At 43.0% G+C, this 15,889-nt stretch carries 13 protein-coding genes and 2 other annotated features; all 13 genes read left to right on the top strand.

The window, feature by feature from the left end; translation table 11 throughout:
* Positions 1–94 precede the first annotated feature (94 nt).
* The 13 genes from ezrA (at position 95) to cls (ending at position 15,811) form a co-directional block, all read left to right on the top strand.
* Positions 95–1,804, top strand: coding sequence for a septation ring formation regulator EzrA (gene ezrA, locus I6H64_RS01880; RefSeq protein ID WP_002832104.1), 1,710 nt, complete (start codon positions 95–97; stop codon positions 1,802–1,804).
* Between the two features lie 236 nt (positions 1,805–2,040).
* Positions 2,041–3,195 (top strand): cysteine desulfurase family protein, encoded by a 1,155-nt coding sequence (locus tag I6H64_RS01885; protein WP_002832103.1) that lies wholly within the window; start codon positions 2,041–2,043, stop codon positions 3,193–3,195.
* 12 nt (positions 3,196–3,207) lie between these two features.
* Positions 3,208–4,425 carry a tRNA uracil 4-sulfurtransferase ThiI gene (gene thiI, locus I6H64_RS01890; RefSeq protein WP_005917661.1) on the top strand — a complete coding sequence of 406 codons (1,218 nt, stop codon included), beginning with the start codon at positions 3,208–3,210 and terminating at the stop codon, positions 4,423–4,425.
* A 169-nt stretch (positions 4,426–4,594) separates the two neighbouring features.
* Complete coding sequence (tpx, locus tag I6H64_RS01895) at positions 4,595–5,086, top strand: thiol peroxidase (protein WP_002832101.1); 492 nt, start codon at positions 4,595–4,597, stop codon at positions 5,084–5,086.
* A gap of 42 nt (positions 5,087–5,128) precedes the next feature.
* Positions 5,129–5,338, top strand: a binding site (T-box leader).
* A gap of 46 nt (positions 5,339–5,384) precedes the next feature.
* On the top strand, positions 5,385–8,048 hold the full coding sequence (locus I6H64_RS01900; protein ID WP_008841140.1) for a valine--tRNA ligase: 2,664 nt from the start codon (positions 5,385–5,387) through the stop codon (positions 8,046–8,048).
* A gap of 157 nt (positions 8,049–8,205) precedes the next feature.
* A complete protein-coding gene (locus I6H64_RS01905; protein ID WP_008841141.1) occupies positions 8,206–9,480 on the top strand; it encodes a bifunctional folylpolyglutamate synthase/dihydrofolate synthase in 1,275 nt (424 codons plus the stop codon).
* 42 nt (positions 9,481–9,522) lie between these two features.
* Positions 9,523–10,191 (top strand): RadC family protein, encoded by a 669-nt coding sequence (gene radC, locus I6H64_RS01910; protein WP_002832098.1) that lies wholly within the window; start codon positions 9,523–9,525, stop codon positions 10,189–10,191.
* 88 nt (positions 10,192–10,279) lie between these two features.
* Complete coding sequence (gene mreC / locus I6H64_RS01915; RefSeq protein WP_002832097.1) at positions 10,280–11,125, top strand: rod shape-determining protein MreC; 846 nt, start codon at positions 10,280–10,282, stop codon at positions 11,123–11,125.
* A 9-nt stretch (positions 11,126–11,134) separates the two neighbouring features.
* Positions 11,135–11,680 carry a rod shape-determining protein MreD gene (gene mreD, locus I6H64_RS01920; protein WP_002832096.1) on the top strand — a complete coding sequence of 182 codons (546 nt, stop codon included), beginning with the start codon at positions 11,135–11,137 and terminating at the stop codon, positions 11,678–11,680.
* 43 nt (positions 11,681–11,723) lie between these two features.
* Positions 11,724–11,952, top strand: a binding site (T-box leader).
* A 226-nt stretch (positions 11,953–12,178) separates the two neighbouring features.
* Positions 12,179–12,829, top strand: a complete 651-nt coding sequence (locus I6H64_RS01925; RefSeq protein ID WP_004165442.1) for an amino acid ABC transporter permease — start codon at positions 12,179–12,181, stop codon at positions 12,827–12,829.
* Positions 12,830–12,846: 17 nt separating this feature from the next.
* Positions 12,847–13,482, top strand: a complete 636-nt coding sequence (locus I6H64_RS01930) for an amino acid ABC transporter ATP-binding protein (protein WP_008841142.1) — start codon at positions 12,847–12,849, stop codon at positions 13,480–13,482.
* Complete coding sequence (locus I6H64_RS01935) at positions 13,483–14,301, top strand: amino acid ABC transporter substrate-binding protein (RefSeq protein WP_008841143.1); 819 nt, start codon at positions 13,483–13,485, stop codon at positions 14,299–14,301.
* Positions 14,302–14,383: 82 nt separating this feature from the next.
* Positions 14,384–15,811, top strand: a complete 1,428-nt coding sequence (cls, locus tag I6H64_RS01940) for a cardiolipin synthase (RefSeq protein ID WP_024863032.1) — start codon at positions 14,384–14,386, stop codon at positions 15,809–15,811.
* Positions 15,812–15,889: the final 78 nt, after the last annotated feature.

A 15,889-nucleotide genomic window follows, 5' to 3' on the forward strand; every position in this document is an offset into this window, starting at 1 on the left:
AATTTATAATGGATTAAATTCTAAATTGAAGAATCTTAAAAAGCAAGTTTTTCATAAAGGAATTGAGTGAAGCAAGAAGGATGGGATTTTAGATATGATCATAGTATTGATTTCAGTCATCGTGGTAGCGATTTTAGTTTACCTCGGGATTGTTGCATATCAACGTTATTTACTAAAACAGGTCGATGAACTGTTAAACCGCAAGGCGGATATTAGCGAATCACCGATCCGCCAGAAGTTAATGGAAGTATCTTCAATGAACTTAACCGGATCGTCTGCGGTCGGCTTAGATAACATCCGCAATGACTACCAAGAAATCATTGATCACCGCTTGCCCGAAGTTGAAGATATCGCTAACCATTCACGTCAAAATATTAATGATATGAAGATATTTGAGGCGCGGAAAGATATTACGACGGTTAGTGAGACTCTCGATGCGATTGAAGAGGAAACCAAGCGTTTGAATGACCAATTGGATAATATCCAACGAATTGATCAAGAACAACGTGATGCGGTTAAGGTCCTCCGGATGAAGTACCAAGAGATTGGCAAGCAACTGCTTGACCAAAACCTATCTCTGGGACCAAGCATTGATTTGCTTGAAGAAAAGCTATCCCGGTTAAACGACGATTTCGATACGTTTAACCAGACCGTGGATGCTGGGGATCACGAAAAAGCCGAAGGTCAACTTAAGAAATTAAAGGCCAGCACTTCTGAAATTGAAGCAGAAATTAAGGCAATTCCTTCGTTATACGATGAATTAACCAACTTATTTCCTTCACAAATCGAAGAAGTTCGCGATGGCTATGACCAGTTAATTAATCATAACTACGCTTTTGAAAATGACACGGTTAAGGACGAAATCAAGGCAATTAAAGCCAAGATTAATGATAATTTGGAAACCCTTAGCAATTTACGGTTGGATGCTGTGCGAGCTAATAACAAGGCGATTGAAATTCGAATTGATGAATTATACGACATTTTACAAACCGAAATTGACGCTCGTAAATCTGTAGAGCACAACTTCAACGTAATTACTCGATTCCTTGATCATGCTGAAAAACAAAATAAAGTGCTCCTTTCTGAAATTGCTCGGCTAGACCAAAGCTACGTTTTAAACGATGATCAGCTAAACCTTGGTCAAGTTCTAGAGGGCCAATTAAACGACATTCGCAATGAACACGACCGGGACACGGAACGCATTACTAACCAACCGGTGGTTTATTCCGAAATCGTAGAACGGCTAAAGGAAGAAAATGAACAGCTAACTGAAATTGAAGACCGGCAGGCAGCCTTGAATAGTGAATTACAGGAAATGGTCGATAGTGAAAAGGACGCACGGACGCGTTTGCAACAATACGACAATGAAATTCATAACATTAAACGGCACGTCGAAACGCTCAACTTACCTGGTATTCCAGAAGGCTACATGGATTACTTCTTTGTGGTTAGCGACGAAATCGAAAAAGTTGGCAGTGATATGAATCAAGTCCGGATCAATATGGGGATGATTAACCGCGAATTAGACATGGTTAGCACCGACATCCAAACCTTGATTAAGAAGACTTCTGATTTAACCGATGATGCTGCAATTAGTGAGGCGGCCATCCAATATGCTAACCGTTACCGGCATACTGATGAAGAGGTTGCGGCAGCCAGTCAACAAGCGCAAAAGCTTTTTGATAAAGACCACCGTTACAACGAAAGCCTTTCAGTAATTTCGAAGGCGTTGGACAAGGTTGAACCGGGAGCAATCGAGAATATTACGGAAAACTACTACCAACAAAAGAAAACGGAATATTAATCTAGAAATATTAGGTTAACTGATATAGGGATCAAGGTTCCACAATTAAAAAGCGGCAACGGAGGCTGGGAAATTTTTTCTCGGCCTCTGTTTTATGTAATGGGGATGGAATTTTTTTTCAAAATTAGGTAGAATTTTAACTGGTTTTGAAAATGGTAAAATTTTGACACGCTTCCCATTTGTAAGTAGAATAATGGAATGTGATTAAGCGGGATTTTAAGTTAGGGATGAGGAAAATGATTTACTTTGACAATAGTGCAACTACGCAAGTTGATAAAACAGTCTTAGAAACTTACCAAAAGGTTAGCAATCAGATTTGGGGAAACCCTTCTAGTTTACACAACATGGGTGAAACTGCGTTTAATTTGCTTGAACAATCACGTAAACAAATTGCGGACTTGTTAAACGTGCAGCCACACGAGATCTTCTTTACCAGCGGAGGTACAGAAGGCGACAACTGGGTGATTAAGGGAACGGCAATCGAAAAACGTGCTTACGGAAAACACCTGATTACCACTACGGTGGAACATCCGGCGGTCCAAAATACGATGGCTCAATTAGAGCAACTCGGCTTTGACGTTACTTATTTACCCGTAGATGACGAAGGACGGATTAGTATCCAAGATTTGAAGGATGCGATTCGGCCGGATACAATTTTGGTTTCAATCATGGCGGTTAACAATGAAATTGGTACGGTACAACCGCTCACCGAAGTTGCCGAAGTGTTGAAGGATTACCCTAAAATTCATTTTCATGTGGATGCAGTCCAAGGAATCGGTAAGGGAATTCAATCGGCCATCATGAACGATCGGGTAGACTTTGTCACTTTCTCGGGACATAAATTCCACGCTCCGCGAGGCGTCGGCTTTATCTACGCGCGGCAAGGTCGGCGAATTGCGCCGTTAATGACTGGTGGCGGACAAGAAAAGAATTTACGCAGCGGTACCGAAAATTTACCAGCAATTGCAGCGATGGCCAAGGCTTTGCGGTTGTTACTAACTGACGAAAAGCAAAAAGTTGCGCACCAAGCTCAAGTAAAACAGGCTATTTATGATCACGTCACTAGCTTTGACAAAGTAGTCGCCTTTTCGAAATGTGATGCTGGCTTTGCGCCCCACATCCTGTGCTTTGCGATTAAGGGAGTCCGGGGGGAAACAATTGTTCACGCGTTTGAAAGCCACGACATTTACATCTCGACGACGAGTGCTTGCTCTTCTAAAAAACAACAAGCTTCTAGTACCTTGACGGCCATGAACGTTGATCAACAGATTTCCACTAGTGCGGTGCGGGTCAGTTTAGACAGTGCTAACACTATGGAAGAAGCTGAACGCTTTAATAAAGTTTTCGACCAGTTGTACCAAGACTTTTCTAAAATTAATCAAAATGCTTAGATAGGAGTTTTTATGGAATATACGGAAATTATGGTTCGCTACGGCGAGCTATCTACAAAGGGAAAAAACCGAAAAGATTTTATCGCCCGCTTAGGCGGTAACATTCGTAAAAGTTTAAAAGACTTTGAACAAGTGGTGGTCCACCCTAATCGGGACCGCACCCACGTTACTTTAAACGGGGCGAGCAGTGCGGCAGTAATTGCCCGCTTGAAACGGGTTTTTGGAATTCAAAATTTATCACCAATGTTAAAAGTTGAAAAATCAATGGAAGCTGTTCAAGAAGGCGCGCTAGCAATGATGAAAGAACAGTTAAAGCCCCAAATGACTTTTAAGATTAACACCCGACGTTCAGATAAGGACTTCCCCATCAATACCGATACGATGAACCGGGAACTAGGCGGATTCATTTTAGAAAACTTTCCTGAAAGTCAGGTTAAAATGAAGAATCCTGACATTACTTTACGAGTGGAGATTCGTTCAAACGGAATCTTCCTAACTAGCGAAGTGATTGATGGAGCTGGCGGTTTGCCAGTGGGAACGGCTGGTAAGGGAATGATGATGCTTTCTGGGGGGATTGATTCGCCAGTTGCCGCATATCTAGGTATGAAACGGGGCGTTGAGATGGAAATGGTTCATTTCTTTAGCCCGCCATACACGAGTGAACAAGCCCTTGCAAAAGCTAAGGAGCTAAGCGGTAAATTAGCTGCTTACTCCGGGAACGTTCAGTTTTTGCAAGTTCCGTTTGCTGAAATTCAAGAAACCATTAAGGAGAAGTGTCCGGAAGGTTACTTAATGACGATCCAACGGCGGATGATGCTTCGTTTGACCGTGGCGTTAGCACAAAGGCGGGGTGGCTTAGCTATTTTTAACGGCGAGTCGCTCGGCCAAGTGGCTTCTCAAACAATGGAAAGCATGATGGCGATAAACGACGTAACTACCATGCCAATTATCCGACCGGTAGTTTCGATGGATAAAAACGAAATCATTGAAATTGCCAAGGAAATTGATACCTACGATTTATCAATTATGCCATTTGAGGACTGTTGTACCATTTTCGCTCCGCCAGCTCCAAAGACGCGTCCGGATTTAGAAAAAGCCCGCTATTACGAAAGCAAGATTGACGTGGAAGGCTTGATGAAGCGTGCTCTTGACGGGGTGCAAGTTACTAACATCCACGCTGGCGAAGAATTTTTGAACCAGAATGAAGAAGTTTTTGCAGAACTTCTTTAAGCTTAAATTGATTAGTTGCTATTTGGGGTGTTTTGGGATAAGGTTAACGTAAATATCGGTGGATATTGAGAAATTTAGTCCTCGATTAATTGACTAATTAAGTTATCTGACAAAGTTAGTGGAGAACAATCCATTTTGACTAGTCGTTAGAATAAAGGAGCGTAAGGTCATGGAAATATTACGTGGTGGACAAAAGGTTGAACTAGTTGGTAACCCGCCAGAAGTGGGCGACCAATTACCAAAGTTTAAAGTCTTTACGGCAAAGGGCGCGAAAGTAAAAACGCGTGATTTACTTGGCAAACCGTTGTTATTAAGCGTGGTGCCTGATTTGAATACGCGAGTTTGCAGCATTCAAACAAAGGCCTTTAACCAGCAGGCGGATAACTATCCGGAAGTTCGGTTTGTCACGATTTCTAATAATTTACCGCAAGATCAAGCAAACTGGTGTGCTGCCGAAGGGGTTAATAACCTAGAAGTTCTTTCAGATCACGAATTGTCGTTTGGTTATGAAATGAAATTATACATTCCGAATGCTGGTTACTTAGCACGGAGTATTTTCATTGCTGATGCATCTGGTAAAATCGTTTACCGGGAAATCGTTCCTGAATTACATTCTGAGCCAAACTACGAAGCTGCGCTAGAAGTAATTAAACAAATGTAAAAACTTAATTGACGTACCAAGATTTATTCTTTATTATTATTTTTGACGGTGATGATTAAGAGGAGATTTTCCATCAGTGTTTTTCAGAGAGGGGACGGGGCTGCAAGTCTCTAAACACGGAAGATCGGGTTGCTTATGAACCAATCTTTAAGGCGCAGAACTTAAAGATCGAACAGTACGTTCGTTATCAAAGACAAAGCGGGGCAGTTATGCCCAATTTAGGTGGTACCGCGAAGCACTTTCGTCCTATTTCTTAGGAAGAAAGTGCTTTTTATTTTGGAAAGGGAAGTGAAGTTTGATGACCAAAGAAGTTGAGATGTCGACAAAGTACGAACCTCAAAAGGTCGAACAGGGCCGCTACCAAGAGTGGGTCGAAAAGGGTTTATTTAAGCCTAATGGAGATAAAAAAGCAAAACCATATTCAATTGTAATTCCGCCTCCTAACGTTACCGGAAAATTGCATTTAGGTCATGCTTGGGATACTACGTTACAAGATATGTTGATCCGGCAAAAACGGATGCAAGGATATGATACGGTTTGGGTACCAGGAATGGACCATGCCGGAATCGCTACCCAAGCAAAGGTGGAAGCTAAACTGCGTGAACAAGGAGTTTCCCGTTATGATCTTGGACGGGACAAGTTCATTGATAAGGTATGGGAATGGAAAGATGAATATGCCGACACCATCCATCAACAATGGGCTAAAATGGGGCTTTCGCTCGACTACGGTCGGGAACGTTTTACCCTTGACGAAGGACTTTCCAAGGCCGTTCGGAAAGTATTCGTTACTTTATATAACGAAGGATTGATTTATCGTGGTGAATACATTATTAACTGGGATCCGCAGGCGCGGACGGCACTTTCAGATATCGAAGTAGAGCACCAAGACGACCAAGGTGCTTTCTACCACGTGAAGTACTTCTTCGCAGATCCTGATTTTACTTTTAATGGGAAAAATTATATTGAAATTGCGACAACCCGGCCAGAAACAATGTTCGGGGACGTTGCCATTGCCGTTCACCCAAGTGACGAACGTTACCAAGACTTGGTAGGCAAGGAAGTTATTTTGCCGCTTCAAGGCCGTCATCTCCCAATCATTGCTGACCAGTACGTGGATCCTGAGTTTGGGACTGGAATGGTGAAGATTACGCCTGCGCACGACCCTAACGATTTCCAAGTGGGTAACCGGCATAACCTTGAACGGATCAACACGATGAATGACGATGCTTCAATGAACGAGAACGCGGGCAAGTACGAAGGCTTAGACCGGTTTGAAGCACGCAAGGCGATGGTTAAGGACCTCGAAGACCAGGGCTACATGATTAAGATTGACCCAATTGTTCACAGTGTGGGTCATTCGGAACGGACGGGTGTACAAGTGGAATCCCGTTTGTCGACGCAATGGTTTGTTAAAATGGATAAACTTGCCAAGATGGCTTTAGCAAATCAAGATACGGATGACAAGGTTAATTTCATCCCCGAACGTTTTGAACACACCTTCAAGCAGTGGATGGAAAATGCTCACGATTGGGTAATTTCCCGGCAATTGTGGTGGGGACACCAAATCCCAGCTTGGTATCACAAGGAAACTGGCGAAGTTTACGTAGGCGAAGAAGCTCCTAAAGATGTTGAAAACTGGGAACAAGATCCCGACGTACTAGACACTTGGTTCTCTAGTGCATTGTGGCCATTTACCACGATGGGCTGGCCGGACGAAAACGCGGCAGACTTTAAGCGCTACTTCCCAACTAGCACGTTGGTAACCGGCTATGACATCATCTTCTTCTGGGTTGCTCGGATGATCTTCCAAAGCTTGAAGTTTACCGGCAAGCGGCCGTTTAAAGACGTATTGTTGCACGGATTAATCCGTGACGAACAGGGTCGTAAGATGAGTAAGTCGCTAGGAAACGGAATCGACCCAATGGACGTAATTGATAAATATGGTGCGGATGCACTGCGTTGGTTCCTTTCTAACGGTTCTACTGCGGGACAAGATTTACGGTTTAGCTACACTAAGATGGATGCAGCTTGGAACTTTATTAATAAGATTTGGAACGCAAGCCGCTACGTAATTATGAACTTAGACCAAGTTGATAAGCCACAGTTACCAGCATTGAACGAACTTAACCTTGCTGACCGCTGGATTTTAAGTCGCCTAAACCACACGGTGGAACAAGTTACCCACTTCTTTGACGTTTACGACTTCGGGGAAGCCGGTCGGGCATTGTACACCTTCATTTGGGATGATTTCTGTGATTGGTACATCGAAATGAGTAAGGAAATTCTCAACGGTGACGACCAAACTGCTCAAGTAAATACCCAAAACGTATTGGCATACGTCCTAGACCAAACTTTGCGGCTTTTACATCCAGTAATGCCGTTTGTAACTGAAAAGATTTGGTTATCGATGCCACACGAAGGTGAATCGTTGGTAACGGCGGCTTACCCAGTTAGTCATCCAGAATTAACTGACGAAGCTGCTGAAGAAGGAATGAGCCACTTAATCGAATTGATTAAGGCGGTTCGAAACATTCGTTCTGAAGCGGGAGCTCCAATGTCTAGTCCTGTAGACCTCTTAATCAAGACGGATAACGAAGCGTTGGTTAAGTTGTTTAACGAAAATCGCGATTACATTGACCGCTTCTGCCATCCAGCAGAATTTGAACTAGGGGCAACTGTCGAAGCGCCAAAGCTTTCCATGTCGGCAGTAATTACCGATGGTGAAATTTACATTCCACTAGCTGAACTAGTTGACCTAGACGAAGAAATTGCTCGTCTGGAAAAAGAAGAGCAAAAGTACGAACAAGAAGTTAACCGGGTGGTTAAGAAGCTTCAAAACGAAAAATTTGTTAATAACGCTCCGGCAGCCGTCGTTGAAGAACAGCGAACCAAGAAGACCGATTACGAAGGTAAGCTTGCGGCTACTCGTCGTCGTTTGGCAGATATCCGTTCTGGAAAATAATAATAAAAATTAGTACTTTAAGGTTATGGGAACCAACTTTCCCAACCTCGTTAAGATTAGCGATTAGAACCGTTAGTACTTGAAAAATAGAGGCTGAGAAAAATTACGCGATTTTTCTCGGCCTTTTTTAATGGCACCGTGATAAGGAGGAGAGCGGATGAATTATGAAGAGGCGCTGGCATTTGTTCACGGGCGGCCCCGGTTAAGAAAGGCGCCCACCTTAAAAAGGATGCAACAATTTTTAACTGAATTAGGAAATCCCCAAACTAAAATCCAGGCGGTCCACGTTGCTGGAACCAATGGTAAAGGTTCCACGATCGCCTTTCTAACTAGTTTGTTAGGCCAAGAAGGTCGTCAGGTAGGGACTTTTACGTCGCCCTTTATTACCCGCTTTAACGAGCGGATTGCGGTTAATGGTCAGCCAATTAGCGATGAAGCGGTGGTGCATTTAGTTACCCAAGTACGGCCGGTGGTGGAAAAAATGGACCAAACTGAATTGGGTGGTCCGTTAGAGTTTGAAATTGTCACCGCGATGATGTTTTTATACTTTGCGCAACATCCGGTTGACGTAGTTTTGGTAGAAGTAGGAATTGGGGGGTTGTATGATTCCACAAACGTCTTCACTCCGTTGGTATCGGTGATTACAAACGTGGGCTGGGACCACATGGCACTTTTAGGGAATACTTTACCGGAAATTGCCCAACAAAAGGCGGGAATCATCAAACCGCACGTTCCGGTGGTTACTGGCGTACAAGCGCCAGAAGCGTTAACAGTAATTAAACGGGTTGCTAACGAGCAGCATGCACCGTTAATGATACTGGATGATGATTTTAAGTTAACTGGTGATCCTGCAGATTTCGAAAGCAACGATTGCCACGTTTCAAATATAAAAAGCGGGTTATTAGGTGTTTATCAACTTAAAAATTTAGCCGTAGCAATCCAAGCTGCGGTAGTCTTGAGTCGACAGCGGGGGTGGAAACTTAGCGCTGATCAGATTCGCAGAGCCAGCTTGCAGGCTCGCTGGCCTGGTCGGATGGAAATCATGCAACAAGAGCCGCTAGTGGTCCTTGACGGAGCACATAATCTACCAGGGGTACAAGCGTTAAAGCAGTCGCTACAAACCTATTGGCAGGATCGTACCATCCATATCTTAGCGGCAATTCTTGATGATAAGCTATTTCAGCCGATGATTGATGAATTATTAACGATTCCGAACGCCCAACTAACGTTAACTAATTTTCAAAATCCGCTCCATCGGCAAGTGGTGCAACCCGGAGAACTCGTAGCCAATGAAGCGCGGCAAATTAATTATGAAGCGAACTGGCGAACGGCGTTACGGCAATTGATTAAGCAGGTCAACCCAAGGGACGTCGTGATCATCACCGGATCCTTGTACTTCGTTTCCGAAGTTCGCCCGTTGTTTAAGAAATAATTAGCTGCTTTTTAGGTACTTTGTATCTAAGAGGTGGTAAAAATGTTATTAAAAGATGGCGCACGTGAAAAACTTACAAAAATTGGCGCAGAAAATTTGACCAACGCGGAATTATTGCGGGCGTTTTTAAGTTGTTGCGGTCAAGAGCAGGCGGTTAACCGGCTATCCCAAGAATTTTGGGATCAAGTGGGCGATATAGTGGGGTATAGTTTATTAACCCAACGAGAACGGCAAACGATTTTTTCGCAATTACCAGCGGAGTCGTTAGCTCTAGAAGCCGCAATCGAGTTAGGACGCCGCGTCCAACGCCAACCAATCCATCTATTAGGCAAGGTGTTGGGCAGTGCGCAGATTGGGAACTTGATGGTAGCTCGTTTTCAAAAAAATCCGCAAGAACACTTGGTGTTGCTTTGTTTGGACACAAAAAACCAAATTAAACAGGAACGGGTAATTTTTAAAGGCGGGCTAAACTCTGCCGAAGTGCATCCACGAGAAATTATGGCGGAAGTTTTACGGTATAGCTCGAACGGTTTTATTTTGGTACACAACCATCCGAGTGGAAACGTAGAGCCTTCCATGAACGACGTGGCGTTTACTAAAAAGATGAAAAAAATTGGCGATTTAATGGGGATTCGGCTAATTGATCATCTGATTGTGGGTGACCAAACCTATTGGAGTGCGGCGGAAAATCGAGTTCTTAATGATTGTTAAACAATCTCAATTAGCGCTAGTTTGGCCGTTTTGTGTGTTATAATTTATGAAGTCATTTTAATGAGATTAATTAAGGGGTTCAAAGCTCATGCATAAATTTTTTTCTAATCGAAAGCTAGTGTTAACGGTAATTTGTGCAATTATTGCTGCAGGGTTAATTACGGGATCGTTGGCATTGGGAAAGAAAGATAAGACACCGGCCGTCCAAAAATTGGGAAACGACCTTTTTGGCGCCGTTAGCCGGGTGATCGCCATCCCTGCCCACGGTATGCAGACGTTATCGACTAACTTAAATAACTTTGTTGCAACTTACGAAGAAAATGAACGATTGCGCCAAGACATTGATAAATTAAGCGCGACTCATGCTGAAAACAAGAGCCTCAAGGAAGAAAATCGGGAATTAAAGCAACTAGTGGGGTTGAAGAACTCCATGACGGATTATTCTTTAACCCCAGCAATCGTGCTGACCCGTTCACCAAGTTCGTGGCAGGATCTAGTAACCGTCAATAAGGGAACGGCTAACGGAGTTAAGAAAAATCAACCAGTGCTTGCCGGAAATGGCTTAGTTGGCCGGGTAGTGGAAGCTAACTATTCAACCAGTAAAGTAGAATTGATCAGCGACAATAATGAATCGGCTAACCGGTTTGCGATCCAAGTCCAGGCTAAAGACGGAAATTACGTTAATGGAATTATTACTGGCTATGACAAAAAGACCAACGAAATCATTATGGGACAAGTTACTGAAGATAAAGATGTGGCGGTTGGTAGTCAGGTAATTACTTCCGGTCTGGGAGGTGTAACCCCGAAGGGACTCTACGTTGGGAAGGTAGCAAAAGTTTCAAAAGAAGATTATGGGTTAGCAAATGAAATTCGTATTAAGCCAGCTGCAAAGTTGAGCAACGTTAACGATGTTTATATTGCTAAGCTAGATTAGGGTGAAAATATGTTACAATCGGCAAAACTTAAATATCTTTTTCCAATTATTTTATTTGGGACCTTCTTTTTGGACGGCGCCTTAAACCAAATATTTTCGGCGGTTCTATTTCAATATCCGTACTCGATGATTTGCAACCTAACGCTGATGTGGTTTGTGATGGGAATCTTTTTTGAAGGAGAGTCCCAGATTAATTTTACGTTATGGGCGTTCGTGATTGGAATCGTCTTTGACTGGTACTATACGGGGGTCTTTGGGGTAAATACCTTCATTATCCCGTTAGTGGTCATGTTTGTGCGGGAAGTTCGCTTATACGTCAATACATCGTTTTTGATCGTGATGGTGCTTGATACGCTTGCAATGGCATTGTACAACGTGCTATTCTACGCAGTTTTCCAAGCGATTCATTTGGCAAACGTGTCGGCAAGCTTTTTTATTGGGTATTCGTTTTTCCCAACCATTATTTTAAATTTGGCACTCTTCGTGGTTTTATATTACCCAATCAAGACCTTCTTTCGGCGGACTCGGGGAACTAATTATCGGAGTTTTGGTTAAGGAGTGCTTGACATTTAAAGAATAATTGCTATTATTTTACTTATGTTTGACAATGATCAGAAGAGTAGTCTACGTTACTTCGAAAAGCGACCTAGGGAATGGTGCAAGCCTAGGCGAAGCCGTAGATGAACCACATCTGTGAGTTGATAGCCTGAAAAATAACTAGGGTTATCCGGTAATTCCGTTATCATTTAAGTTAATGCAACTTTCTGAGGTTGACTGCGCGAGCAGTTGATAAATATGAGGTGGAACCGCGATAATTCGTCCTCTTAGGCTACGGCCTAAGGGGATTTTTTTATTTTCGCGGTAGATTTGGCTTCCCACTGTACTGGAAATGGTAACGTGGGTAATTACAGCTCATTTACCAATAAAAGGTGTTTAACTTAGTGAGGTTACTTTGCGCGAGCGAGTAACGAAAATGGGGTGGAACCGCGATTAACTCGTCCTCTTAGACAATTTAGTCTAAGGGGATTTTTTAATACTAAGGGAGTTGAAAAGATGTTTAATATTCAATACATTAGCGAAATATTGCCTTCGCTGCTTTCCGGAGCGGCGATGACGTTACAAGTTTTTATTTGGACGATTATCGGTTCTTTAATTTTGGGAGTATTTTTAGCGCTAGGACTGGTTTCGAAATTCAAACCGTTGCAATACATAATTAGCGCGTACGTTTGGCTAATGCGGGGGACTCCGTTATTGTTGCAATTAATTTTTGTCTTTTACGGTCTACCAACCGTAGGAATTGTCTTTCCGCGTTACGAAGCGGCGTTGTTTGCCTTTATCCTAAATTACGCAGCGTACTTTGCGGAAATCTTCCGGGGCGGGTTGCAGTCGGTGGATAAGGGACAGTATGAAGCAGGCCGGGTTTTGCAAATGACCTACTGGCAAACAACTAAAAAGGTGGTTTTGCCTCAGGTAGCCAAAATTGTCCTCCCATCGATTGGTAACGAAGTAATTAACCTGGTTAAGGATTCTTCGCTAGTTTACGTAATCGGGATTGGGGACCTGCTCCGGGCAGGAAACGTAGCGGCGGCCCGTGACGTTACCTTGGTTCCGTTTATCCTGGTCGGGATTATGTACTTGATTTTAACCGGAATTTGCACTTTCTTTTTACGTAAAGTTGAAAAACACTATTCGTACTTTCGCTAGGATTGGGGGAAATCAATATGCTTGAATTAAAAAATATTTCTAAAAGTTATAACGGACGGACAATTATTGATAATTTAAACCTGCAGATCCAAGATGGCCATATTTTAACGATTGTGGGGCCGTCGGGAGCGGGAAAGACTACTTTGCTAAGGTGTATTAGTGGGCTTGAAAAGATTGATTCGGGTTCATTTCTATTAGATGGTAAGCCGTTTAACCCGTTTGAAACGCGGGACAGTGAGAGCGTCATCGGGGTGGTTTTCCAAGATTTTCAACTATTTCCTAATTTATCGGTAATTGAAAACATTACGTTGGCACCCATGAACGTGTTGCACCTTAGTGAACGAGAAGCTTTACAACGGGTGGAAGAAATTATCAATCGACTAAGCTTAGCTAAAATTATTAATCAATATCCCTACCAGCTTTCGGGAGGCCAAAAGCAACGGGTGGCAATTGCCCGCGCATTGGCGATGAATCCCCGGATCCTTTGCTACGATGAGCCAACTTCAGCGCTTGATCCAGAACTTCGGGATGAAGTTAGTCGGATGATTCTAGACCTGAAACAAAATCAAATTACACAAGTCATCATCACGCATGACATTGAATTTGCTGAAAAAATTGCTGACGAAACTTTGACTGTAAAGCCGGTGAATTAAATGAAAAAGTTAGTAAAATTTAGCTTACTCGTGATGGCCTGTGCGCTATTAATTCCAGGATTAGCAGGGTGCGGAAAAACTGGCCAAAATAATCCCCAGCCAAGCAGCTGGAAAAGTATTCAAGCTAAACACCACGTGGTAATTGGTTTGGATGATAGCTTCGTGCCGATGGGCTTTCGTCAGAAAAATGGGAAGCTGGCGGGATACGATATTGATTTAGCCCGCGCCGTTTTTAAGCAATATGGAATTAAGGTCGATTTTCAAACCATCGATTGGTCGATGAACGTTACTGAATTGCGTAACCAAACCGTCGATTTGATTTGGAACGGATTGACGATTACCGATGAACGGCAACGAGCGATGACCTTTAGCGAGCCCTACTTGGTCAATCAACAGGTATTGGTAGTGAAAAAAAGTCAGCATATTCACTCACCACAGGATATGACTGGTAAAACACTAGGGGTTCAAAGCGGCTCGTCTGGGGCCCAGGACATTGACCGTTACCCAAAACTTTTGAAACAGCGAATTAAAAAGCATACCCCCGTACTTTATGATACGTTTAACAACGCTTTTATTGACTTGAAGGCCGACCGGATTCAGGGCTTGCTGATTGATAGTGTCTATGCAAATTACTACCTGCAGCATTTACCAAATCCAGGTGACTACCGGGTGATTAAGAGTGGCATGCCTAACGAATATTTTGCGGTGGGCATTAAAAAGGGCAATCAAGAGGTCAAACAAAAAATTGACCAAGGAATTGAACACTTACGTAAAACGGGTGAGTTACAACGAATTAACCAGAAATGGTTCGGTAAGTAATGGCATTCAGGCTGGAAATTTAGCGATTTCCAGCCTTTTTGATACACTGAAAGAACAAAGAGGGGTTAAGGGAGGAAGCGCCATGCTTTTAGCTAGTGTAGTGGGATATTTATTGAACTTATTGTTTGCCTTTGGGATTGCGTTAATGGAAAAACGGGACATTTCAGCCGCGTGGGCCTGGTTACTGGTAATTGTGTTGTTACCGGGAATTGGCTTGATTATTTATTTGTTCTTTGGCTGGAAATTAAGTCAGCGACAAATTTTTAATTTAAAGGCGCAAAAGCATTTGGGAATTAGTGACATGGCGGATCACCAAAAGCAAAGCAGCCAAAATCGGGTTTCGCTGTCTACGACCCTCGAAAATGACTTAGTAACCATGTTTTTAAACACGGACGACGCGATTTTGACCAGTCAAAATGATTTACAAATTTTAACCGACGGCCAGGCTAAGTTTAAAAAACTTTTTCAAGATTTAAGGGGTGCCCAACATCACATTAATATCGAATACTTCACCATTTACGATGATGACTTAGGGCACCAGTTACGGGAGATTCTCGTGAAAAAAGCGCGCGAAGGGGTGCGGGTCCGGGTGCTGTACGATTTATTTGGTTCAAAAGGAGCTAAGCAAAAGTTCTTTCGGCCGTTGATTGCTGCTGGTGGAGAAGTTACCCCGTTTATGCGCTCTAAATTTGGCTATTATAGTTTTCGGATTAATTTTCGTAATCACCGCAAAATCGTCGTAATTGACGGTTCAATCGGGTACATTGGCGGGTTTAACGTGGGAGACCAGTACTTAGGCAAAAATCGTCGTTTTGGCAATTGGCGTGATACCCACTTGCGGTTGGTCGGCTCGGTCGTGTTACAATTACAAAGTCGGTTCTTTATGGATTGGAACGCGTCGGTTACCGATCCTAAGTTAACGTTTAGTTTGAATTATTTCCCGCAAACCGCGTTGGAAAAGAAGCTGCCTATGCAAATTGTAAGCAGCGGTCCAGAAAATGACATTCAAAAGATTAAGCAGGGCTACATTAAAATGATTATGGGAGCCAAACACTCGATTTGGATTGAGACTCCGTACTTCATTCCTGACGATGCACTTATGGAAGCACTCTTGATTGCGCTCCGTTCGGGGATTCAGGTTTGGATGGTGATTCCTAAAATGCCAGACCATCCCTTCGTATATCGGGCGACGGAATATTACGCGAAGCAATTATTAGCAGCGGGAGCACGAGTTTTCGCGTACCAAAAGGGGTTCATGCACGCTAAGACGATCGTGGTGGACCAATCAATTACTAGTGTGGGTTCGGCAAATTGGGACATCCGGTCCTTCAAGCTAAACTTTGAAGCAAATGCATTTATTTACGACGCAAAAGTTGCGCAAAAAATGATCGCCATTATGAAACAAGACGTTAAGGATGCTCGTGAACTCGATGAACAGTATTTTGCGAGTCAATCACGATGGAAGAAGTTTCGCCAGCTAGCCAGCCGAATGATTGCACCAATTTTGTAAGTGGAACTTAAGGCAAAGAAATCGGATTACTTATAAAGCAGGTAAATTAGGTGGCAAATTTTTTAATTGAATGAGGCA

Origin of the sequence: Pediococcus acidilactici, from assembly GCF_016127815.1 — a bacterium.
GTDB classification, from domain to species: domain Bacteria; phylum Bacillota; class Bacilli; order Lactobacillales; family Lactobacillaceae; genus Pediococcus; species Pediococcus acidilactici.

Excerpts from the sequence above, each read along its gene's own strand:
- I6H64_RS01925 (WP_004165442.1), top strand. The coding sequence starts at position 12,179 with ATGTTTAATATTCAATACATTAGCGAAATATTGCCTTCGCTGCTTTCC.
- I6H64_RS01885 (WP_002832103.1), top strand. The coding sequence starts at position 2,041 with ATGATTTACTTTGACAATAGTGCAACTACGCAAGTTGATAAAACAGTC.
- I6H64_RS01905 (WP_008841141.1), top strand. The coding sequence starts at position 8,206 with ATGAATTATGAAGAGGCGCTGGCATTTGTTCACGGGCGGCCCCGGTTA.
- I6H64_RS01935 (WP_008841143.1), top strand. The coding sequence starts at position 13,483 with ATGAAAAAGTTAGTAAAATTTAGCTTACTCGTGATGGCCTGTGCGCTA.
- tpx (WP_002832101.1), top strand. The coding sequence starts at position 4,595 with ATGGAAATATTACGTGGTGGACAAAAGGTTGAACTAGTTGGTAACCCG.
- I6H64_RS01930 (WP_008841142.1), top strand. The coding sequence starts at position 12,847 with ATGCTTGAATTAAAAAATATTTCTAAAAGTTATAACGGACGGACAATT.
- I6H64_RS01900 (WP_008841140.1), top strand. The coding sequence starts at position 5,385 with ATGACCAAAGAAGTTGAGATGTCGACAAAGTACGAACCTCAAAAGGTC.
- thiI (WP_005917661.1), top strand. The coding sequence starts at position 3,208 with ATGGAATATACGGAAATTATGGTTCGCTACGGCGAGCTATCTACAAAG.
- ezrA (WP_002832104.1), top strand. The coding sequence starts at position 95 with ATGATCATAGTATTGATTTCAGTCATCGTGGTAGCGATTTTAGTTTAC.
- cls (WP_024863032.1), top strand. The coding sequence starts at position 14,384 with ATGCTTTTAGCTAGTGTAGTGGGATATTTATTGAACTTATTGTTTGCC.
- mreD (WP_002832096.1), top strand. The coding sequence starts at position 11,135 with ATGTTACAATCGGCAAAACTTAAATATCTTTTTCCAATTATTTTATTT.
- radC (WP_002832098.1), top strand. The coding sequence starts at position 9,523 with ATGTTATTAAAAGATGGCGCACGTGAAAAACTTACAAAAATTGGCGCA.
- mreC (WP_002832097.1), top strand. The coding sequence starts at position 10,280 with ATGCATAAATTTTTTTCTAATCGAAAGCTAGTGTTAACGGTAATTTGT.